The sequence below is a fragment of the Streptomyces sp. ALI-76-A genome (genome assembly GCF_030287445.1).
Classification (GTDB): domain Bacteria; phylum Actinomycetota; class Actinomycetes; order Streptomycetales; family Streptomycetaceae; genus Streptomyces.
In genome coordinates, this window is sequence record NZ_JASVWB010000004.1 from 189,028 (window position 1) to 209,100 (window position 20,073).

Annotated in this window: 20 protein-coding genes; 10 read left to right on the forward strand and 10 right to left on the reverse strand. The window is 73.8% G+C overall.

Annotated features, from left to right (window positions below):
* Positions 1 to 22 precede the first annotated feature (22 nt).
* Positions 23 to 1,279: an MFS transporter gene (locus tag QQS16_RS37425; RefSeq protein WP_286066987.1), complete on the reverse strand. Its 1,257-nt coding sequence runs from the start codon at positions 1,277 to 1,279 to the stop codon at positions 23 to 25.
* Between the two features lie 387 nt (positions 1,280 to 1,666).
* Positions 1,667 to 2,230 (reverse strand): hemerythrin domain-containing protein, encoded by a 564-nt coding sequence (locus QQS16_RS37430; protein WP_286066988.1) that lies wholly within the window; start codon positions 2,228 to 2,230, stop codon positions 1,667 to 1,669.
* Between the two features lie 279 nt (positions 2,231 to 2,509).
* Between QQS16_RS37430 and QQS16_RS37435 the strand changes: the two genes are divergently transcribed.
* The gene (locus tag QQS16_RS37435) at positions 2,510 to 3,694 is read left to right on the forward strand and encodes an amidohydrolase (protein ID WP_286066989.1); all 1,185 of its coding nucleotides are present in this window, start codon (positions 2,510 to 2,512) and stop codon (positions 3,692 to 3,694) included.
* 38 nt (positions 3,695 to 3,732) lie between these two features.
* Here the strand turns inward: QQS16_RS37435 and QQS16_RS37440 are convergent, their stop codons facing one another.
* From QQS16_RS37440 to QQS16_RS37450, 3 genes are read right to left on the reverse strand one after another with little or no spacing between them, the layout of a single operon-like run.
* Complete coding sequence (locus QQS16_RS37440; protein WP_286066990.1) at positions 3,733 to 4,461, reverse strand: metallophosphoesterase family protein; 729 nt, start codon at positions 4,459 to 4,461, stop codon at positions 3,733 to 3,735.
* Positions 4,458 to 4,766 carry a BON domain-containing protein gene (locus QQS16_RS37445; RefSeq protein ID WP_286066991.1) on the reverse strand — a complete coding sequence of 103 codons (309 nt, stop codon included), beginning with the start codon at positions 4,764 to 4,766 and terminating at the stop codon, positions 4,458 to 4,460. The genes QQS16_RS37440 and QQS16_RS37445 overlap by 4 nt, the downstream gene beginning before the upstream one ends.
* Entirely contained in the window at positions 4,763 to 5,455 is a 693-nt protein-coding gene (locus QQS16_RS37450) for a nucleotidyltransferase family protein (protein ID WP_286066992.1), read from the reverse strand. Before QQS16_RS37450 ends, QQS16_RS37445 begins: the two co-directional genes overlap by 4 nt.
* Before the next feature lie 257 nt (positions 5,456 to 5,712).
* On the opposite strand from QQS16_RS37450, the gene QQS16_RS37455 reads away from it, so the two are divergent.
* Positions 5,713 to 6,036: a hypothetical protein gene (locus QQS16_RS37455; protein WP_286066993.1), complete on the forward strand. Its 324-nt coding sequence runs from the start codon at positions 5,713 to 5,715 to the stop codon at positions 6,034 to 6,036.
* 230 nt (positions 6,037 to 6,266) lie between these two features.
* Entirely contained in the window at positions 6,267 to 7,925 is a 1,659-nt protein-coding gene (locus tag QQS16_RS37460; protein WP_286066994.1) for a catalase, read from the forward strand.
* Positions 7,926 to 8,093: 168 nt separating this feature from the next.
* On the opposite strand, the gene QQS16_RS37465 is transcribed toward QQS16_RS37460, so the two are convergent.
* Positions 8,094 to 8,627 (reverse strand): DoxX family protein, encoded by a 534-nt coding sequence (locus QQS16_RS37465; RefSeq protein ID WP_286066995.1) that lies wholly within the window; start codon positions 8,625 to 8,627, stop codon positions 8,094 to 8,096.
* Positions 8,628 to 8,833: 206 nt separating this feature from the next.
* Between QQS16_RS37465 and QQS16_RS37470 the strand changes: the two genes are divergently transcribed.
* Positions 8,834 to 9,247, forward strand: a complete 414-nt coding sequence (locus QQS16_RS37470; RefSeq protein WP_286066996.1) for an SRPBCC family protein — start codon at positions 8,834 to 8,836, stop codon at positions 9,245 to 9,247.
* Between the two features lie 154 nt (positions 9,248 to 9,401).
* Here the strand turns inward: QQS16_RS37470 and QQS16_RS37475 are convergent, their stop codons facing one another.
* Together QQS16_RS37475 and QQS16_RS37480 are read right to left on the reverse strand one after the other, a co-directional pair.
* Complete coding sequence (locus tag QQS16_RS37475; protein ID WP_286066997.1) at positions 9,402 to 9,953, reverse strand: hypothetical protein; 552 nt, start codon at positions 9,951 to 9,953, stop codon at positions 9,402 to 9,404.
* Positions 9,954 to 9,968: 15 nt separating this feature from the next.
* Complete coding sequence (locus tag QQS16_RS37480; RefSeq protein ID WP_286066998.1) at positions 9,969 to 10,229, reverse strand: hypothetical protein; 261 nt, start codon at positions 10,227 to 10,229, stop codon at positions 9,969 to 9,971.
* A gap of 323 nt (positions 10,230 to 10,552) precedes the next feature.
* On the opposite strand from QQS16_RS37480, the gene QQS16_RS37485 reads away from it, so the two are divergent.
* The 4 genes from QQS16_RS37485 to QQS16_RS37500 all read left to right on the forward strand — a co-directional run bounded on the left by QQS16_RS37485 (position 10,553) and on the right by QQS16_RS37500 (position 14,535).
* Complete coding sequence (locus QQS16_RS37485; RefSeq protein WP_286068105.1) at positions 10,553 to 12,586, forward strand: DUF1996 domain-containing protein; 2,034 nt, start codon at positions 10,553 to 10,555, stop codon at positions 12,584 to 12,586.
* Between the two features lie 70 nt (positions 12,587 to 12,656).
* Positions 12,657 to 13,496, forward strand: a complete 840-nt coding sequence (locus QQS16_RS37490) for a lysozyme (protein ID WP_286066999.1) — start codon at positions 12,657 to 12,659, stop codon at positions 13,494 to 13,496.
* Positions 13,489 to 13,776, forward strand: coding sequence for a hypothetical protein (locus QQS16_RS37495; protein WP_286067000.1), 288 nt, complete (start codon positions 13,489 to 13,491; stop codon positions 13,774 to 13,776). The genes QQS16_RS37490 and QQS16_RS37495 overlap by 8 nt, the downstream gene beginning before the upstream one ends.
* Before the next feature lie 120 nt (positions 13,777 to 13,896).
* Positions 13,897 to 14,535: a class I SAM-dependent methyltransferase gene (locus QQS16_RS37500; RefSeq protein ID WP_286067001.1), complete on the forward strand. Its 639-nt coding sequence runs from the start codon at positions 13,897 to 13,899 to the stop codon at positions 14,533 to 14,535.
* A gap of 209 nt (positions 14,536 to 14,744) precedes the next feature.
* Here the strand turns inward: QQS16_RS37500 and QQS16_RS37505 are convergent, their stop codons facing one another.
* Positions 14,745 to 16,286: a glycerol-3-phosphate dehydrogenase/oxidase gene (locus tag QQS16_RS37505; protein ID WP_286068106.1), complete on the reverse strand. Its 1,542-nt coding sequence runs from the start codon at positions 16,284 to 16,286 to the stop codon at positions 14,745 to 14,747.
* 134 nt (positions 16,287 to 16,420) lie between these two features.
* On the reverse strand, positions 16,421 to 17,017 hold the full coding sequence (locus QQS16_RS37510; RefSeq protein WP_286067002.1) for a TetR/AcrR family transcriptional regulator: 597 nt from the start codon (positions 17,015 to 17,017) through the stop codon (positions 16,421 to 16,423).
* A gap of 125 nt (positions 17,018 to 17,142) precedes the next feature.
* Between QQS16_RS37510 and QQS16_RS37515 the strand changes: the two genes are divergently transcribed.
* Entirely contained in the window at positions 17,143 to 18,792 is a 1,650-nt protein-coding gene (locus QQS16_RS37515) for an FAD-binding oxidoreductase (protein WP_286067003.1), read from the forward strand.
* Between the two features lie 277 nt (positions 18,793 to 19,069).
* Positions 19,070 to 19,951: a YegS/Rv2252/BmrU family lipid kinase gene (locus tag QQS16_RS37520; protein WP_286067004.1), complete on the forward strand. Its 882-nt coding sequence runs from the start codon at positions 19,070 to 19,072 to the stop codon at positions 19,949 to 19,951.
* The last annotated feature ends 122 nt before the right edge of the window (positions 19,952 to 20,073 follow it).

Genomic DNA, 20,073 nt, shown 5'->3' on the forward strand with positions numbered 1-20,073 from the left:
GTGGGGTTTGCCGTCGTGCTGCTCAGGCAGCCGTCTCCAGTGCCGTCCGGGCCGGCAGGTCGTCCTCCTCCGTCTTCAGGACCATCGTGGGCGCGCGACGGGCCCGCAGGGCGAACCCGGTTCCGATCGTGCCGGCGATGATCAGTCCGCCGAGGACCAGGGCGCCGCGGGCGCCGGCCAGTTCCATGAGGAGTCCGAGGGCGGGCGGTCCGCCGAGGCCCCAGACCGTGCCGATGCTGCCCCACACACCGAGGACGCGACCGCGCAGCCGGGCGGGCGGGTCGGTCTGGAGGACGGCCGTGCCGGCGGTGTCGGAGACGGACTCCACGACGGCCATCGGCAGGACCAGCACCAGCAGCACGGCGAGGGACGGCGACAGCCCCGCCACCACCTGGAGCAGGGCGCCCGTGGCGGCCAGTGCGCCGACCAGCCGTACGGACGGCCGGCGCAGGCGGGCACCGAGCACCGCGCCGAGGATCCCGCCGACGGCGAGCACCGTGGAGACGGTCCCGAACGCCTCGGCACCGCCCGCGAGCGGGCCGGTGACCAGCACCGCCAGGGTGAGTCCGTAATTGCGGCCGAGGACCGCGCTGATCCCGGTGACACCGGCGAGCGCGACCAGCCGGGGCCGGCGGGCGAAGAACACCAGGCCCTGCCGCACGGTCATGTCGGAGCCCGCCTCGCGCGGCACCGCGACCGTACGCACCGCCGTCCCGGGCGGCTCGGCGGCGCCCGGCGCCGGGCGCAGGAACGGGACGACCGAGGCCACGAACAGGAACGACAGACCGTTGGCGGCATACGCGGCGGCCGTGCCGAGGAAACCGATCGTCAGGCCGGCCAGGGCCGTCCCCACCAGCCGGCCGGCGCTGTGCACCAGCGCGCCCACCCCGATCGCGGACGGGACGTCCTGCGGCGGGACGAGGTCGTTGCCCAGCAGGGCGCAGGCCGGTCCGTCGACCGTGGCGACGACACCGGTCACGGCGGCGAGGACGAGCAGGGTCGTCAGGTCCAGCCGGTCCAGTGCCACGAGCACCGCCATGACGAAGGCGACGGCGCCCAGCAGCGCCTGGCTGATCGAGGCCGTCAGCTTCCGGGGCCAGCGGTCGACGGCCGCGCCGCCCAGCAGGCTCATCAGCAGGGCGGGCGCGGCCTGCACGGACATGGACAGCCCTGCCGCGGCGGCCGAGCCGGTGATCTGGAGGACCAGCAGGTTCTGGACCGTCAGCTGCATCCACGTACCGGCGTTGGACACGAAGTTGGCGACGGACCACCAGCGCATGCTCCGGTGCCGCAGGGACCGCCACGGCGAACGCGAGGCGCCCTTCGGCGACGCGGAGGCGGATTCCGGCGCAGGGGGGAGCGGGGCAGGGGAAAGGGAGGAAGACACAGTGCGGCACTCGGAGACGAGTCGGAGACTCAGGCAGGGGTATCGGCGGGAGACAGGAACGCCGGCTGCGCTGCGCGGTCGGTCCGGAGTGCCGGGATACGGCGCGCTCATGGTGACAGACGGGACGGGTGAGTGGACGCCGACGCGGACCGTACCGCTGCCGTGCCCGCCGCCAAACGGCCATGGCGGTCCGGGACTTGGTCCTCCGAGTGCGGTTGATCACATGCTGAGGGGCCCGCCGCCACCGCGGCGGGCCCCTCAGCATGTGATCCGGGTGGGTCAGTCCTGCTTGCCGCGTCCCGTCAGGGTGTCCCGCAGCCGGTCGACCAGCCCGGCACCCGGTGCCAGCAGCTTGTTCGCCGGGGGCTTGTCCGGGGCGGCCGGGTGCGGCCGGGTCGGCGCGACCTTCTTGGCCGTGCGCACCTTGTCGCCGAGATCGTCCAGCGCTTCCGCGGAGCAGGCGAGGCGCAGCTGCGGGAAGAGGTTCGCCTCCTCGTCGGTGATGTGGGAGCGGATCTCGCTCATCAGCCGTCCGACGAGCCGGTCGAACTCGGGGTCGCCCGGCTCGCGGCTCTCCAGGTCCTTCATGATCTGCTCGGCCTCGGCGTGGTCCTGGAGCTCCCGGTCCGCCAGGGCGTTCCCGTCCGCCAGGTGCTCGCGCACCGCCGGGTAGAGATAGGCCTCCTCGGCCACCGAGTGCCGCACCAGCTCCATGGTGACCTGGTCCGCGTACACCTTGCGGTCCTTGTCACCCGACGGCAGCGACTCGATCCGGCCGAAGAGCTCCTCGACCTCCCTGTGGTCGGTCACCAGCTCGTCGACGACGTCTCCTCCGTGTCCCATGCCCTTCACCTCCAGCCGGGGGGTGGCGGCTCCGGTGCGGTCCCGCCACCCGGCCCGAGTGCCCCGCGCGGGCCGTCCTACCCCTGGTCACGGCCCGGCCCCGGACCGGCCGGGAGGATCGCGGGACGAGGGGGAGCGATCCTCGACGAGGGCGTCCGGACGGTGTCCGGGCCCCCGCGGGGCCGGAGCCGTCACGGGCCACCGAGAGGGGGGTGTGGGGCGGGGCGGTCGTTGGAACCCGGACCGGGACACCGCAGCCGCAGGACCCGGGAGGCCCACGTGACCGATGCCGTCGACGAACTGCTCGAACAGGTGCGCGAGGAGGTGGCGGTGCGGGCGGAGCGGCTGTGGGAGGTCGCGCGGACGCTGCACGCCGATCCGGAGTACGCCTTCGACGAGCACCGGGCCGCCGCGCTGCTCGGCGCGGAACTGGAACGGGAGGGCTTCGCCGTCGAACGCGGTGTGGCCGGACTGCCCACCGCGTTCGCCGCGCGGGCGGGTGCGCGTTCCCGGCCGGCCGTGGCCCTGCTGCTGGAGTACGACGCACTGCCCGGTCTCGGCCACGCCTGCGGCCACAACCTGATCGCCGCCGCCGGACTCGGCGCCGCGCTCGCCGCGCGGGCCGTGCTGGACGGCGACGAGGGCACGGTGTGGGCCGTCGGCACACCCGCCGAGGAAGGCGGCGGCGGGAAGGTCACCGAGGTCGAGGCGGGTCTGTTCGACGGGATCGACGCCGCGCTGATGTTCCATCCCGGCGTGCACAGCTGGCAGTGGGCCCCGCTGACCGCGCAGGCCCAGTACCGGGTCGGCTTCCACGGCCGCGCCGCCCACCCCACCGGCAACCCCACCGAGGGCATCGACGCCCTCGCGGCGCTCATCCAGCTGTTCAACACCCTCGCCGTCGTCGGCCGACGGCTCCCGGAGGGCTCGCACGTCCAGGGCATCATCACGGACGGCGGCCGGGCGACGAACATCGTCCCCGAGTACGCGGAGGGTCTGTTCGGTCTGCGCGCGGCGACGACCGAGGCCCTGGAGGACCTGGCGGGGGAGCTGCTCACCTGCGCGTACGGCGTGGCCCGGGCCATGGGCACGACGGCCGCGGTGGAACGGGCCACGCCCCGCTACGAGCACTTCCGCGACAGCGCGGTGCTGTCCGGGCGGTTCGCCCGGCACCTGGAACGCGCCGGCCTCACGGTGACACCGCCCACGCCGGGCGTGTACCTGGGCTCCTCCGACATCGGCAACGTCAGCGGGCGGGTGCCGGCCATCCACCCGTTCGTGGCCATCATGGATCCGGACGGCTCCGACCACACTCCCGAGTTCGCCGCGGCGGCCGTGTCCGCACGCGGCCGCGAGGTGCTGCTGGCGGCGACGGAGGCCCTCGCCTGCACGGCCGTGGAGGTCCTGCTGCGCGGCGACGTACGCCGGAAGGCGTGGGACGACCACGCGGCCGGGGCCGGATGAGGCGGGCGGCGGCGGTCAGCCGGTGGCGTGCGGCGCGGTCAGTCGGTGGTGTGCAGCTGGTACACGTTGAACGCCCGCCGGATGACCGGCTGGGCCACGTTCCGCACCCGCACACCACCGGCCGTCATCCCGTGTTCGGTGCCCGCGTGGGCGTGGCCGTGGACGGAGAGGTCGGCGCCGGCCGTGTCGATCGCCTCGGCCAGCAGGTAGCTGCCGAGGAACGGGTAGATCTCCAGCGGCTCACCGGCGAGCGTGTCGGCCACCGGGGAGAAGTGCGTCAGCGCCACCCGCACCTCGCACCCCTGCCCCTCGAGGTCCTCCAGGGCGATGCGCAGTCCGTCCGCGCTGCGCCGGGTGTAGCGGACGAACTCCTTCATCAGCGGCTCGCCGAACTCCCCGGCGCTGCGGCCGACGAACCCGCCGCCGAAGCCCTTCGTCCCGGCGATCCCCAGCCGGGTTCCGCCGCACTCCACGACCGTGCCCTCGCCCTCCAGCACGGTCACACCCGCGTCCTGGAGGATGGCGGTGACCTTCTCGGGCTGCTCGTCGTGGTGGTCGTGGTTGCCGAGGACGGCGACGACCGGCACCGGCAGCCCCGTCACCTCCTGGGCCACCACCCGGGCCTCCTCCGGTGTGCCGTGCCGGGTCAGGTCCCCGGCCAGCAGCAGCAGGTCGGCGCATTCCGGCAGGGTGTCGAAGGCGGGCCGCAGCAGGCCCTGGCTGTCCGGTCCCATGTGGATGTCTCCCACGGCGGCGACGCGGATCACGACAGCTCCTCGGCATGATCGGGGGAGGCGTTCTCCGCCACCACGACGTCGGTGTGCACGGCGAGCCCGGCCAGTTCCTCGTGGACGGTCCGCAGCAGCGTCTCCCGGCACTGGGCGGACGGGACCGTGCCGGTGACCACCACCGCTCCGGCCCGTACCTCGGCCCGTACGCCCAGCTCCCCCAGCTCCTCGGCGGCGAGCCGGTCACGCAGGTGGGCCACCCGGTATTCGACGTTCTGTGTGTTCTCGGCGTTCTCGGCCACCCCGCGCGGGGCGGCCGGGCGGGGCACGGCGGGCTCGCTCATCGCTGCTCCTCCTTCGGCCTGGGCTCGATGACGCCCAGCCGTTCCAGGAAGTAGAAGAACGCGTCGGGCATCGGGGCGTCCCCGCAGGCCTCGCGCACCGCGTCCCAGTCGACCTTCTCGCGCAGGGTGCGGGCGATGGGGAGGACGGCCCCGAAGTCGCAGTGGTGCTCGGAGAACGCGGACAGCAGGCTGTGCACCAGGTCGGTCGGTGCCAGCACCGGCATGAACACCGAGTCGACCGACAGCTCGTGAGCCCGGTCCAGCATCTGGGTGGTGACGGGCTGGTGCGCGAGCTCGAAGATGATGTCGACCTGCTGGCCGAGGCAGTTCGCCTTCAGCAGCCAGTCCTCCGGCGGTGTGAACACCTGGAGTCCGGCCTCACGGAGGGTCTGGGCGACGGCTTCGGCGTCCTCGGGGCGGATGCAGAAGTCGACGTCGTGCTGGAGGTTCTGGGTGCTTCCGTGCGCGTACACGGCGACACTGCCCGCGAGCGCGAACGGATGCCCCGCCCGCTTCAGGATCGCGCCGACCTGCTTGGCGGCCTGCAGGATCGCCTGGTTGCGGTCGAGGGGCAGTTCGCCCGTGAGTACCTGGTTCTGAGGCACGAGTTCAGGATCTCCTGTCGCCAGCCGCAGCTCGGCGACGCCGGCGCGCTGGTCGAAAGCGTTGTCGTCGGCGTGCTGCGCCATCGCTGTCCCCTTTCTGATCGTCCCGTCGCCCGGCCCGCGTCCGGGGCCCGTGGGCGCGGGACCATGACGGCGAGGCTCGGGTACCCGGCGTGCCGTCTTCGACACGGACACGGTGCGGGACGTCCGGAGCGCCACACGGACACGGTGCGGGGCGTCCGGAGCGCCGCAGGGCCGGGGCGGCGCCGGGTGTGCGGAACACGACGCGCGAGGTGCCCGGACCGGTCTTTCGGGACGGCGGATCCGGGCACCCGGACCGCATGGAGCACAGGAGCGAACATCAGCCGGCTCCCTCGACGGAGCACGCGGAGGAGTACGCGGTCGTCGAGCGGCTCGTACCGGCCTGGCTCGAGGAGACGGAGCGGCACGACGCCGCGGCGGCCCGCGAAGCCCGCGCCGGGTGGGAGCGGGGCTCGCTGCCGGCCGGGGCCGCCGAGGACCTCGCGCACTGGGTCACCGCCCGGGTCACCGACACGGGCTTCAACGAGGACGAGGGCCCCCACGTCGACGGTTCCGTCCGGATCACCCCCGCGGACAAGGAGGCGGTCCACCGCTGGCTGACCGCACAGGGGCACCCGCTCTGACACCGGCCGGCCGGACGGGCCGCGACCAGGCAGGCGCCGAAACGCCGCCCTGGCCGCACCTGCCTTGCCGCACGCTGCCACAACCCGAAGATCCGGCCGATCCCGCGCGCGCGTGTGACGGAGCCCGCGCTCCGGGTACCCGGAGCCTCCGGCTGTGACCGGCCGGTCGGCGACCGCCGCACGGTCCGGTCTCCTGTCACCGCAGCCACGAGTCGAAGGAGCCCACGAACATGACGGACGTCTCGAGCAAGGGACCCGCCCCCGACGACGACCGTGAGGTGCTCACCAACCGGCAGGGGCACCCGGTCTACGACAACCAGAACCAGCGCACGGTCGGCGCCCGCGGCCCGGCCACTTTGGAGAACTACCAGTTCCTGGAGAAGATCAGCCACTTCGACCGGGAACGCATCCCGGAGCGCGTCGTCCACGCCCGCGGGGTGACGGCGTACGGCTACTTCGAGGCGTACGGGGCCTGGGGCGACGAGCCCATCAGCCGCTACACCAGGGCCAAGCTGTTCCAGGAGCCCGGCAAGCGCACCGACCTGGCCGTCCGCTTCTCCACCGTCATCGGCGGCCGGGACTCCTCCGAGGCCGCCCGTGACCCGCGCGGTTTCGCCGTGAAGTTCTACACGGAGGACGGCAACTGGGACCTGGTCGGCAACAACCTGGGCGTGTTCTTCATCCGGGACGCGATCAAGTTCCCGGACGTCATCCACGCCCTGAAGCCCGACCCGGTGACCTTCGAGCAGCAGCCCCGGCGCATCTTCGACTTCATGTCGCAGACGCCCGAGGCGATGCACATGCTGGTCAACCTGTTCAGCCCGCGTGGCATACCGGCGGACTACCGGCACATGCAGGGATTCGGCGTCAACACCTACAAGTGGGTCAACGAGGCCGGCGAGACCAAGCTCGTCAAGTACCACTGGATGCCGAAGCAGGGCGTGCGCAGCATGACCGAGGAGGACGCCGCGAACGTCCAGGCGGAGGGCCTCGGCCACGCGACCAAGGACCTGTACGAGGCGGTGGGGCGCGGCGAGTACCCGGAGTGGGAACTGCTGGTCCAGATGATGGACGACCACGACCACCCGGAGCTCGACTTCGACCCGCTGGACGACACCAAGACCTGGCCCGAGCAGGAGTTCCCGCCCAAGCCGGTGGGCAAGATGGTGCTGAACCGGATGCCGGAGAACTACTTCGCCGAGAACGAGCAGATCTCCTTCGGCACCGGTGTCCTCGTCGACGGCCTGGACTTCTCCGACGACAAGATGCTCGTCGGCCGCACCTTCTCCTACAGCGACACCCAGCGCTACCGGGTCGGCCCCAACTACCTCCAGCTCCCGGTGAACCAGGCCAAGAACGCCAACGTCCGCACCAACCAGCGCGACGGCATGATGGCCTACCACCAGGACGGCGGAGGCGAGAACCCGGACGTCAACTACGAGCCCTCGATCAGGGGCGGCCTGCGGGAGGCGGCGTATCCCACGCACGACGAGCAGGGGCCGGAGATCGTCGGGCGGCTCACCCGCAAGCGCATCCCCCGCACCAACGACTACCTGCAGGCCGGCCAGCGCTACCTGCTGATGGAGGACTGGGAGCGCGACGACCTGGTCGGCAACTTCGTCAACCTGCTGTCGCAGTGCGACCGGCCGGTGCAGGAACGTATGGTCTGGCACTTCCTGCTGGTCGAGAACGACCTGGGACTGAGGGTCGGTGAGGGGCTCGGCATCAGCCCCGAGGACGTCGCCGGGCTCGAACCGCTGGCGTCCCAGGACCTGACCGACGAGGACCGCGAGCGTCTGGCCAACCTGGGCAAGAACCCGCCGCGGGACGTCGAGGGGCTCACCATGACCCACTGCGTCCCGGACGAGCGGCACGTGGTCACCAGGTAGGCGTGAGCGGGTGACGTGAGTCGCCGGGTCGCCCATACACGGGTGCGGGGCGCGGGCCATGTCGCCCATACACGGGTGCGGGGCGCGGGCCATGTCGCCCATACACGGGTGCGGGGCGCGGGCCATTGGGCCCGCGCCCCGCACCCGTTCCGGGTCGGTTCCCGTGCGTCAGACGGGCAGCTTGGCGCGGACCCGGCCGGCCGCGGTGGCGGGCCGTGCCGTGGCGCGCACCGAGCGGCGCACCAGGTGGGCGTCGCGGCGCAGACCGCGGGCCGTGTGGCGGCTGCGCCACCACACGGAGGGACGGCCGCCGGTGTCGTCGGCCGCGATGAGCAGACCACCGAGCATCGACATGTTCTTCAGGAAGTGGATCCGCTGCTGGGCCCGCTCGGTGGGGTCCTCGGCCTCCCAGAAACGGTGGGCCGCCAGGGTGGTGGGCACGAGCGTGGCCGCGATGGCCAGGGCCGCCGGCCGGGGCACACGTCCCATGCCGAGCAGGGCACCCGCCACCACCTGCACGGCCCCGTTCAGCCGTACCACCTGCTCGGTGCGGTCCGGCAGCGCGGAGACACGCTCGGCGACCGGGCGTACGACCGGCTCGGCGACCGGGGCCACCTCCTTCGGGTTGCGGACGGAGTTCAGGCCGCCGGCGACGAACATGGAGGCGAGCAAGGGGCGGCCGGCCAGACGGAGAAGACTCATGGACCCTCCTGGGACGTTCGGATGTCGGACAGGGACAACGCTGCGGGGGCCGGGTTCCCCGCCGGAGGCCGGCTCATTCGACGCCCCGGCGGCGGACACGGACGGCCGACGGCCGATCCGGTCGCCGCCGGGGCCGATCCGGTTCGGTTCCGGCAGACCGGGAACGCGTCCTGCCGAACGCCACGACCGGACGGACGGTGGACCCCATGACCGAGTACGAACGTTCCCGTACGATGCCGGCGCGGCCCGAGCAGATCTTCGACCAGGCGGCCCACGTGGACCAGCTCGACGAGTGGCTGCCGGGCACGCTGCACGTGCGCGCCGGCGACCCGCCGGCCGTCACAGTCCACGAGGACCGCCACGGCGAGGACACCCGCGCCCTGTTGCAGGCCCGGCCCGAGCAACTGCGCCTCGAATGGGGCACCCGCGACCAGGGCAGCTACGCCGGATGGCTCCAGGTCGCCGGCCTCGACAGCGGGGCCAGCGAGGTGACCGTGCACCTGTCGTTCTTCGACGCCGGCCACGATCCGGGCCGACAGGCCGTGCACGACGCCCTGGACAGCAGCCTGCGGCGGCTGGAGGAGCAGGTCCGGCTGCACGTCGACGACACGGCGGACTGACCGGCACCGTCCGCCCGGCGGTCGCCCGGACCGCCGGGCGCGAGGACGGGCGCGGGGCGCGGGCGTCGCGCGGACGGGCCCGGGCCGCGGGCCGGTCGCGAGAGGGATCCCAGGTCGCGGGACGGACCGCCGGTGACCGGCCCCGCCGTGCCGCTCACCGGCCGGGCGCGTCCGCTCGCTCGGCGGCGGGCCGCCGCTCGTCCCTCAGAGCCTGGTCCATGTAGCGCAGCCGGCGGATCTGGACGTGGCCGAACCAGGCGAGCCAGGCCAGGAAGACCCCGCTGAGCAGGGCTATGCCCACGCTCGCCCGCGGCTGGGCCGTGAGCGCCGTGCCGGCCACGACCATGGCGACGAGCACGAACAGCATCACCAGCGCGGCCCGCCGGTGACGGGTGCGGTGCAGCCGCTGCCCGACCAGCTCACGCATCGCCCGCCGTTCCTCGGGGGCCGACGGCACATCGCCCTTGCGCAGCTTGGCGTCCAGGGAGACGACGTCCGCGGACGAGCCCCCGATCGCACGCTTCTCCCGGGAACGGACGACTACCAGGACTATCACCCCGCCGATCGACGAGACGGCGAGCCGCAGCAGCACCGACCCCACCGAGCTGCCCGGAAAGAGCACCAGGACGACCGCGGCGGCGCACAGGACGGACAGCACGACCTGGAGCCACAGGTTCCTGGCCAGCAGTAAGTTGACCTTCTCCACGGATACCGCCTCCGGCTAGAGCCGCGTCCGGCGCCGGATCGCCGCGACCCGCAGGGCCAGCGCGACGGCCAACAGCACCCAGGCCACCGCGCAGTACGCCCACGCCGTCACGCCACGCGCGAGGCCCACGGCGCTCCACACCGCCCACAGGGCGAGCACCACACACAGGGCCGTCCAGGCGATGTCCGCGACGCGCGTGCGCAGTTGCCCGCGCTGCCTGGTCCCCGGTTCCAGTGTGCCGAGGCCGGTGCTTCCCGGCTCTTCCCTCACCGTCACGAGCCCTTCCCTTCCCTCGCACGTCTGTGGAACTCCCGTGTACCCGACGGGCTGTCCACCATGCGGACGCGGCCGCCGGCCCGCCCGGCCGACTGTCCGTCCGGGGCCGTTCGTTCGGGGCCGTCCGTTCGGGGTTTCCAAGATCTCGTAGGAGGTTTCTGTGAATTTCCGGGACGGTTGAACACCTGGGGACCGGCGTGCGTATGGGGCGGGGGATTTCCATGTTCGACCGGTCGACAGGCGCAGGAGTTACTTCCGTGGGACGCAACAGGCGCAGACGCCCGACAGGCGCACGACGTGCGACCTTTGCCGCAGTGGCACTCATGGTGGGTGGTGGTGGATTGGTAGGCGTCAATGTGTACGCGTCCGCCACCGAGGGAGGCGAGGGCGAGGGGCAGCCGGGTGCGCAGGCTCCGCGAGCCGCCACCATCGACTGCCCGGACGTCGGCGCCGAGTTGACGACCGTGCCGGACGAGGCGCGGGTGGACGTCGACAAGGAACTCGCCTTCCTGGACCAGCAGATCGCCGAGGCCTACCAGCGGCTCCAGGACCCGGCGACCGCCGCGCGGTTCAGCAGTGACGACGCGGTCGCCGAGGGGATCACCGATCCGCTGGGCGAGGAGCGCGCCGCGACGATCGAGCGGATCGCCGCCGCGATCGACCGTGTCGGGGACCGGCCGGAGGGGCTCGACACCCTCGCGCCCTGCACTCTGCGCAAGGCCGAGAACCAGGACGGCGGGGCGGACGGCGGTCAGGAGCAGGGCGACGACGCCGAGGGCGGGCAGGGCCAGGACGGCGGCCAGCAGGGCAACGGCGGTCAGGCCGGCAACGGTCCCGTCGCCGGCGACTACGCCGACATCACCACCGTCCAGCCCGCCGCGCAGGGCCCGCAGGCCCAAGGGGGCGGCTCCCGGGGCACCTTCGCCACCAGTTGCGGAGTGAACGAGAACGGCCTGTTCAACTCGGACAACGTGATCGTCGCCCCGGGCGTCTCCAACGGGGCCCACCACTTCCACGACTACGTCGGCAACCAGTCCAACGACGCCTTCGCGAGCGACGACGACCTGGCGAACGCCGAGACGAGTTGTGCGGACCAGGATGACAAGTCCTCTTACTTCTGGCCCGTGCTGCGGTTGCAGAACGGCACCCAGGAGCAGGACGCCGACGCCCCCGGCGGCGGTATCGAGGGCAACGCCGGTGAGATCGTCACCCCCAAGCAGGCCACCCTCACCTTCGTGGGCAACCCGCGCGGCAAGGTCACGGCCATGCCGCGGCTGCTGCGCATCATCACCGGCGACGCCAAGGCGTTCGTCAACGGAACCGCCAATGCCAACGCGTCCTGGAGCTGCACCGGGTTCGAGGACCGGCAGCTGAAGGACAAGTACCCGCTGTGCCCGCAGGGCAGTGACGTGGTGCGCACCTTCAAGTTCCAGAGCTGCTGGGACGGACGCAACATCGACAGCGCCAACCACCGTACCCACGTGGCGTTCGCGCAGGCGGACGGCTCCTGCCCGGCCGGCTTCCAGGCCATCCCGCAGCTGGTGCAGCGCATCGTCTACGACGTCGACGCGCCGAGCCTCCAGGACGGTGGCCGCACGACCCCGCTGTTCGCCGTGGACTCCTTCCCCGAGCAGCTGCACAAGCCCGTCACCGACCACGGCGACTTCATCAACGTCTTCGGTGAGGACCTGATGGCGGAGATGGTCGACTGCATCAACGACGGCCGCAACTGCGACGCGGGCGCGGGCGGTGGTGACGCCGGTGGTGACAACGGTGGTGACAACGGTGGTGACGCCGGTGGTGACAACGGTGGTGACGCCGGTGGTGACAACGGTGGTGACAACGGTTCCGGCGGAGGCGGGGACCAGGGCTCCGGCGGGGGCGAGGAGCCGACGGAGGAGCCCACCGAGGAGCCGACGCAGCAGCCGACGCCGCCCGCCTCGGACGCCCCGGACGAGGGGAACGGGAACGCCGAGCCCGGTGGCGCGGGCGACGAGGAGACCGCGCTGCCCCCGGCCGCAACGCCGGGCGCCGGCGCGCCGCAGGACGACTCGCCGGTCGAACCCGGCCGCGACGACCCCAAGGTCTACACCTCCCCCTCGACCGCCCCGACCGCGGACGCCGCGCCGACCGAGCCCGGCAACGAGGTCGAGGCCCAGGACATCGGCGAGGCGGTCACCGCGGGACCGACGGTCGGTGCCGTGGCGCAGCCTTCCGGCGGCGCGCGGACCGAACCGCAGGCGGTCGGCGGCAACCTCGCCGAGACCGGCACGCAGCTGTGGCCGGCCGCAGCCGGAGGAGTACTGCTGATCTGCGGTTTCGTACTGTTCATGCGCAGCAGGCGCGGATCCGCGTGAGTCGCTGACGGGGGCGGCGTTCACTCCCACGGATCAGTAGCCCGAGCCGTGGGAGCGGGTCGCGGTTCAGATGGATCCCGTGCACATATCCATCACCGCGGCCCTGAGCCGCTCCCGTCTCCTGGCGGCCGGCGCCCTGCTCGCCGCCTGTTCCGTCCACCTCCCCCCGCCCGCCGCCTCCGCGGCGGGCGAACCCACCACCCCCGCCCGCGGTTCCGCCTTCATGGGCATGGGCGTCCTCGCCCACGACGGCCGCGGCGGCGTCCCCGCCGCCACCCGGGCCACCCAGACCGAGGGCGTGGACGTCGCCAGCTACCAGGGTGACGTCGCCTGGCCGACCCTGTGGAACAGCGGGGTCCGCTGGGCCTACGCCAAGGCGACCGAGGGCACCTCCTACCGGAACCCCCGCTTCACGCAGCAGTACGGCGGCTCGTACGGCGTGGGCATGGTCCGCGGGGCGTACCACTTCGCGACCCCGGACACCGCCGGCGGCGCCGCCCAGGCCGACTACTTCGTCGACCACGGCGGTGGCTGGTCCAGGGACGGCAGGACGCTGCCCGGCGCCCTCGACATCGAGTGGAACCCGTACGGCGGCGCCTGCTACGGCAAGTCGCAGAGCGCGATGACCGCCTGGATCCGTGACTTCCTGGACCGCTACAAGGCGCGGACCGGACGGGACGCCGTCATCTACACGGCCACCAGCTGGTGGACCCAGTGCACCGGCGACTACGCCGGCTTCGCCTCCGCCAACCCGCTGTGGATCGCCCGCTACGCCTCGACCGCGGGCACGCTGCCGACCGGCTGGAACACGTACACGATGTGGCAGTACACCTCCACCGGCCCGACCGTCGGCGACCACGACAAGTTCAACGGGTCCACCGACAGGCTCCGGGCACTCGCCGATGGCTGAGCACACGACGCACGCGTTCGAGGAGCTGGTGGCGAAACAGCGTGCGGCGGACCAGGCGCACAACCGGGTCGAAGAACTGCGGCACTCGTTCGGCCCGCCCACGGAGCACCTGTGGACCCAGCAGCAGACCGCCACGTACGAGACCGCGTTGCGTGCCTGGCGCGACCTGGACCGTGACGCCCGGTCCACGCTGGCGGAGTACGCGAAGGAGCGGGGCCGCCCGCGGCAGGAGGTCCAGGCGGACGTGGAGGCGGCTGTGCGGCGACGGGAACCGGAGTAGCCCGGGGCCGCCGTCCCAGGCGCCGTCCTTGTTGCGGTATCGGCAACTTGGATTGCTCCGGCGGCCCGTCACGGCGGAGGCTTCCCGTGATGACCCGTCGTGTTCCGTGCAGGAGGCGCCATGCATCCCATCCGTCCGACCCGGGCCGCCGAGTTCTGGGAGGCCCGTTACCAGGGCGGTGGCCGTATCTGGAGCGGCCGCCCCAATCCGCTGCTCGTGCGTGAGGTGAGCGACCTCGCGCCGGGCAGCGCGCTCGACCTGGGCTGCGGTGAGGGGGCCGACGCGGTGTGGCTGGCCTCGCGCGGCTGGCGGGTCACGGGAGTCGACGTCTCCCGTACGGCCCTGGACCGCGCGGCCGGCCACGCCGCCGACGCCGGAGTCGGCGACCGCGTCGTGTGGGAGCGCCACGAACTGGGCGTGACGTTCCCCGAAGGGTCCTTCGACCTGGTCAGCGCCCAGTTCTTGCAGTCCCCGGTGCCGCTGGACCAGGACGGGGTGCTGGCGCGGGCGGCCGCCGCGGTGGCGCCGGGCGGCACCCTCCTCGTCGTCATGCACGCGGGATGGCCGTCGTGGCAGGAAGAGGCTCCCTTCGAAGCGGACTTCCCCACGCTCAAGGGCCTGCTGGCGGGCCTCGCGCTCCCGGACGCGGACTGGACCGTGCACACCCTCGAAACAGTGCGCAGGCCGAGCCTCTCCCCGGAGGGGACCGAGGGCCACCGCGACGACAACGTGTGGCGAATCCGGCGCGACGACAGCTGACGGACCGGCGCCCGGGGCGGCCCCCGAGGGCTTGGCGCCCGGACGGCCCGGTGTCTCAGCCCGCGTCCGACCAGTGACACCCGCGAGCCGGGCGCCCCACGACTCCCCAGGCCACGTGCCCTGATGGTGGTCTGGTGTCTCAGCTCGCGTACCGGCAGCCGCGCCAGGCGCCGGGCGCCCGGGGGTTACGGCGCCCGACGGCCCCGGCATCAACCCCGTTCGGCCATCGCCTCGGCGGTGATCTCGTGGGCCGCTTCCAGGGCTGCCGCGCGGTCGGTGGGGACGAGGCCGATCCGGGTGCGGCGGTCCAGGAGGTCGGACTCGTCGAGGGCTCCCTCGTGGCGTACCGCCCACAGCAGTTCGGCCCGGGTGACGGGGTGGCCCGGTGCCACGGGCTCGCGGAGGCGGGGATCGGTCGCGCCGAGGGCGTGGACGGCCGCGGCCTCGGTGCCGTACCGCGTGAGCAGGCGCCGGGGTGCGGGCACGCCGCCGAGGACGTGCGGTGCCGCGGCGCCGACGAGCGGGAGCGAGGCGGTGGGGGAGGGGCCGGCGTCGAGGCGGCGGGCGGCGACGGCGGCGTCGACGGCGTCCTCGGCCATCCGCCGGTAGGTGGTGAGCTTGCCGCCGACCACGGTGACCACACCGTCGGGTGAGGTCAGCACCGCGTGCCGGCGGGAGAGGTCGGCGGTCCGGGCCGCCGTACCGGAGTGCGCCGCGGTGTCCAGCAGCGGGCGCAGACCGGCGAACGTCCCGACGACGTCGGCGCGTCGCACGGGGACGTCCAGGACGGAGCCGAGGACGTCGAGCAGGAAGCCGATGTCCGTCTCGGGGGCCTCGGGCACGTCCGGGACGTCGCCCTCGACGGGTTCGTCGGTGAGCCCCACGTAGACCCGGCCGTCGCCCTGGGGCAGCACGAGGACGAAACGGCTGGTCTCCCCGGGGACGGGGATGTGCAGGCCCGTGGGGAGCGGGCCGAGGTGCTCCGCCCGCAGGACGAGGTGGGTGCCGCGCGACGGCCGTATCCGGATGCCGTCGACCAGGCCGCCCGCCCACACGCCGGCGGCGCTGATCACCGCGCGGGCGCGGATGTGGCCCTCCTGGCCGGTGAGTTCGTCGCGCACCCGGGCACCGGAACCGGTGAGTTCCAGGGCCCGTACACGGGTCAGGACACGGGCACCGTGCGCGGCGGCGGTGCGGGCGAGCGCGGTCACCAGCCGGGCGTCGTCGGTGAGGCGGCCGTCCCAGGACAGCAGGCCGCCGCGCAGGCCGCCGGAACGCAGCGCCGGAGCCAGCTGGCGGGTCTCCACCGCGGACAGCCGGCGCGGTGCGGGCAGGGTGGCCCGGGCCGTGCGGGCCGCCAGGCGCAGGGTGTCACCGGCCCGGAGACCCGCCCACGTCAGGGCGGCCCGGCCGTGCGGGACCAGCCCGGTCAGCGGCAGCACGAACGGCTGGGCGCGCACCAGGTGCGGCGCGGTGCGTTCCATCAGCACCCCGCGCTCGACCGCGCTCTCGTGCGCCACACCGAGCTGCCCGGACGCCAGGTAGCGCAGCCCGCCGTGGATGAGTTTGGAGCTCCAGCGGGAGGTGCCGAACGCCAGGTCGTGCGCGTCGACGGCGACCACGTCCAGGCCGCGGGCGGCGGCGTCCAGGGCGGCTCCCGCGCCGGTCGCGCCGAGGCCGACGACCAGGACGTCCACGACGGGTCCTTCGACCGTGGCGGCCAGTTCACGCGCGCGCCGGGCGGCGGACAGGGACGACGACCGGGACGGGGAGGATCCGGACGACGGCGATCGGGACGAGGACGACCGGGACGGGAACGACGGCGAGGCCGGAGGGCCGCTGCCCGGGCCACCGCTCGAGCCACCGCCCGGGCCACTGCTCGGGCTCATGGTGTGAGGGTCCTCTCCAGGACGGTCCGCAGTTCCCCGAGGAAGGCCGCGCCGGTCAGCTCGGCGTCGTCCTCGTCGGTCATGGTCCGCAGGGACAGGGTGAAGGACTGCACGATCAGCAGCACGGAGCGTGCCTGCCGCTCGACGTGGCCCGGGCGCACCGACCCGTCGGCGTGGCCGTCCCGCAGCGCCTCGGCGAGCAGCTCCAGCAGGGCGATCTGACTGGCGCCGCGCCGGTCCAGCACGTAGGGCAGGAGCAGTTCGGGATCGACGTCGACGATCTTGCGGAACAGGGGATGGGCGCGGAAGGCCTCCACCCCGGCCACCAGCCCGTCGACGATCAGCGTCCGCGCGTCCGTTCCGGGGCGCGGTTCGGGCATGGCCCGGGTGGCCACGCCGACCCACTCCCGGGTCATGAGATCGCCGACCAGGGTCCGGACGTCGGGCCAGCGGCGGTACAGGGTCATCCGGGAGACCCCGGCGCGGCGGGCCACGTCGGTCAGCGTGGTGCGGCGGACCCCGACGGCCAGGACGCAGTCGCGTACCGCGTCGAGGACCGCGTCGTGCGCGTTGTTGTGACGAATAGGCGTCATGTGTCACAGTGTAACGCGCCGCGACCCGGAGGGAACCCGCTCGGGACCGCCCGGACGGCCCGGACCCCAGGGACGGGCCCGTGCGACGGCAGTACTGGAATCGACCGACCGTGAGGACGACAGGCATGGACATGCTGTGGAGTGGCTGGGGCGACCCGGCGAGGGCCCAGCCGTTGCCGGACACGGTGGCCGGGCTGTTGCGCGACCTGCTCGGCGTCCAGCCGCGCGGCACGCGGCCGGTCACCCTCGCGGAGATCCCCGTCCCGCCCTCGTCGCTGCCCCCGGCCGCGCTGCGGTCCCTGTCGGCCGCCGTCGGCGGCGGGGAACACGTGCGCACCGACGCCGAGACCCGGATCCGGCACACCCGCGGCAAGTCCACCCCCGACCTGCTGCGGATACGGGACGGCGACGTCGACGACGTCCCGGCGGCGGTCGTCCTCCCGGCGGGCCACGACGAGGTGCTCGCGGTGCTGCGGACCTGTGCCCAGCACCACCTGGCCCTCGTCCCGTTCGGCGGCGGCACCTCCGTGGTCGGCGGCCTCACCCCCGGCCGGCGGAGCGCGTTCGTCGCCCTGGACCTGCGCCGCATGGACCGCCTGCTCGCCCTCGACCCGGTCTCCCGCACCGCCACCCTGCAGCCCGGCCTGCGCGCCCCGCAGGCCGAGGAACTCCTGGCCGCACACGGCTTCACCCTCGGCCACTTCCCCCAGTCCTACGAGTGGGCCACCATCGGCGGCTTCGCCGCCACCCGCTCCAGCGGACAGGCGTCCGCGGGGTACGGACGCTTCGACGAGATGGTTCTCGGACTCACCCTCGCCACCCCCGAAGGCACCCTGGACACGGGCCGCGCCCCGCGCTCGGCCGCCGGACCCGACCTGCGCCAGCTGATCCTCGGCTCCGAGGGAGCGTTCGGCGTCATCACCTCCGTGACCGTCCGGATCCGCCCCGTCCCGCAGTTCCGCCGCTACGAGGGCTGGCACTTCGCCTCCTTCGCGGACGGCACCGCCGCCCTGCGCCGGCTCGCCCAGGACGGGCCGCGCCCCACGGTCCTGCGGCTGTCCGACGAGACCGAGACCCTCGTCGGCCTCGCCCAGCCCGACGCCCTCGGGACCTCGCCCGCGCCGCGGCCCGACGGCCTCCCGTCGGCACGGGAGGCCGACGGCTCCTCATCCCCACCGCGGCCCGACGGCTGCACGGCCGTCGCCGGCTTCGAGGGCACGGAGGAGGACACCGCGTACCGCCGGGACCGGGCCGCCGAGATCCTGCGCGACTGCGGTGGAACTCCCCTCGGCGCGGAACCGGGACGGCGCTGGGCCCACGGCCGCTACACCACCCCCTATCTGCGCGACTCCCTCCTCGACGCCGGGGCCTTCGTGGAGACCCTGGAGACGGCGGCCTTCTGGTCCCGCGTCCCCGGCCTGTACGCGGCCGTCCGGGAAGCGCTCACCGCCACCCTCACCGAGGCGGGCACCCCGCCCCTGGTCATGTGCCACATCTCCCACGTCTACGAGAACGGCGCCTCGCTGTACTTCACCGTCGTCTCGGCCCAGGGCGACGAGCCCGTGGCCCACTGGACCCCCGCCAAGCACGCCGCGAACGACGCGATCCTCGCCGCGGGCGGCACCATCAGCCACCACCACGGCGTGGGCACCGACCACCGCGACTGGTACGTCCGGGAAGCCGGCGCCCTCGGTGCGGACGCCCTGCGCGCGGTCAAACGGCGCCTGGACCCGGCCGGGCTGCTCAACCCCGGGGTGCTGCTGCCCGCGGACTGACCCGCGGGCAGCCGGCGGAAACCCGCGCTCCGCCGGCGGACCGACCCGAGCCGGGCCTGGTGGACGGCCCCCACCGAGCGCGGGGGACCGACCTGCCTCCAGCGCGCCCTACGATCCCAGGGCCCGCACGCCCACGCCGCGAACCGGCCCCACGCCCACGCCGCGAACCGGCCCCACGCCCCTTCGCCCCGACAGCCCGCCCCTTCCCCACCTCCGCCCACCCCCGCTCCCGCTCCCATCACCGGCCCTCGACCCCGTCAGCCCCGGAGGCATCCGCATGCGACAGTTCACCGCCGTCGTCAACCCCACCGCGGGTGGCTCCGCCGGCGCCGCGGCCCTGCTCGCGGTGGCACGGCTGCTGCGGGAGGCGGGTGCCGGGCTGGACACCGAGTACAGCCGCAGCCTCGGCCACGCCCAGGACCTCGCCCGGCAGGCGGGGGAGCGGGGAAAGGCGGTCCTCGCCGTCGGCGGCGACGGGATCACCGGCCGGATCGGCGGAGCCCTCAGCGGCACCGGCGCCCTGTTCGGGATCGTCCCGGCCGGCCGCGGCAACGACTTCGCCCGGGCGCTGGGACTGCCCACCGACCCGGACGCCCTGGCCCGCATCCTGCTGCACCACGCGCCCCGTCCGGTGGACACCATCGAGGTGCGTTCCGCGTTCCACGACCACGTGGTCGTGCTCGGCAGCGTGTACGCCGGCGTCGACGCGGTGGCCAACCGCCACGCCAACCACGCGCGCCTCCTGCGCGGCACCGCCTCCTACTACGCGGGCGGCCTCCGGGCGGTCGCCACCTGGCGGCCGGCGCGCTACCGGGTCACCGTCGACGGGGAGGAACACCCGCACACCGGCTACACGGTGGTGGCCGCCAACTCCGGCTACTACGGCTCCGGCCGCCTCATCGCCCCCGACGCCCGCCTCGACGACGGCCTGCTGGACGTCGTGCTGATCCGCGAGGCACCGCGCCGGCTGTTCTTCGCCCTGATGAACGAGCTGCGGTCCGGTACCCACGTGCGCCGTCCCGAGGTACACGTCCTGCGGGGCAGGGAGATCCGTGTCGAGGCGGACCGCCCGGTGCCCTACGGCGCCGACGGCGAGGTCGACGCCGTCCTGCCCGTCACCGTGAAGGTACTGCCCGGGGCACTGCGCGTGCTGTGCTGAGCCCGCCGGCCGGCGTCCGTGCCGGGCTCCGAGTGTCTCCGCCGGCGACGGGCGCGACGGGCGGTGGACCGCACTGGAAGACGGCCCGGCCGGTGTCGTCCGCCCGGTCCGCGCGGTGCTCA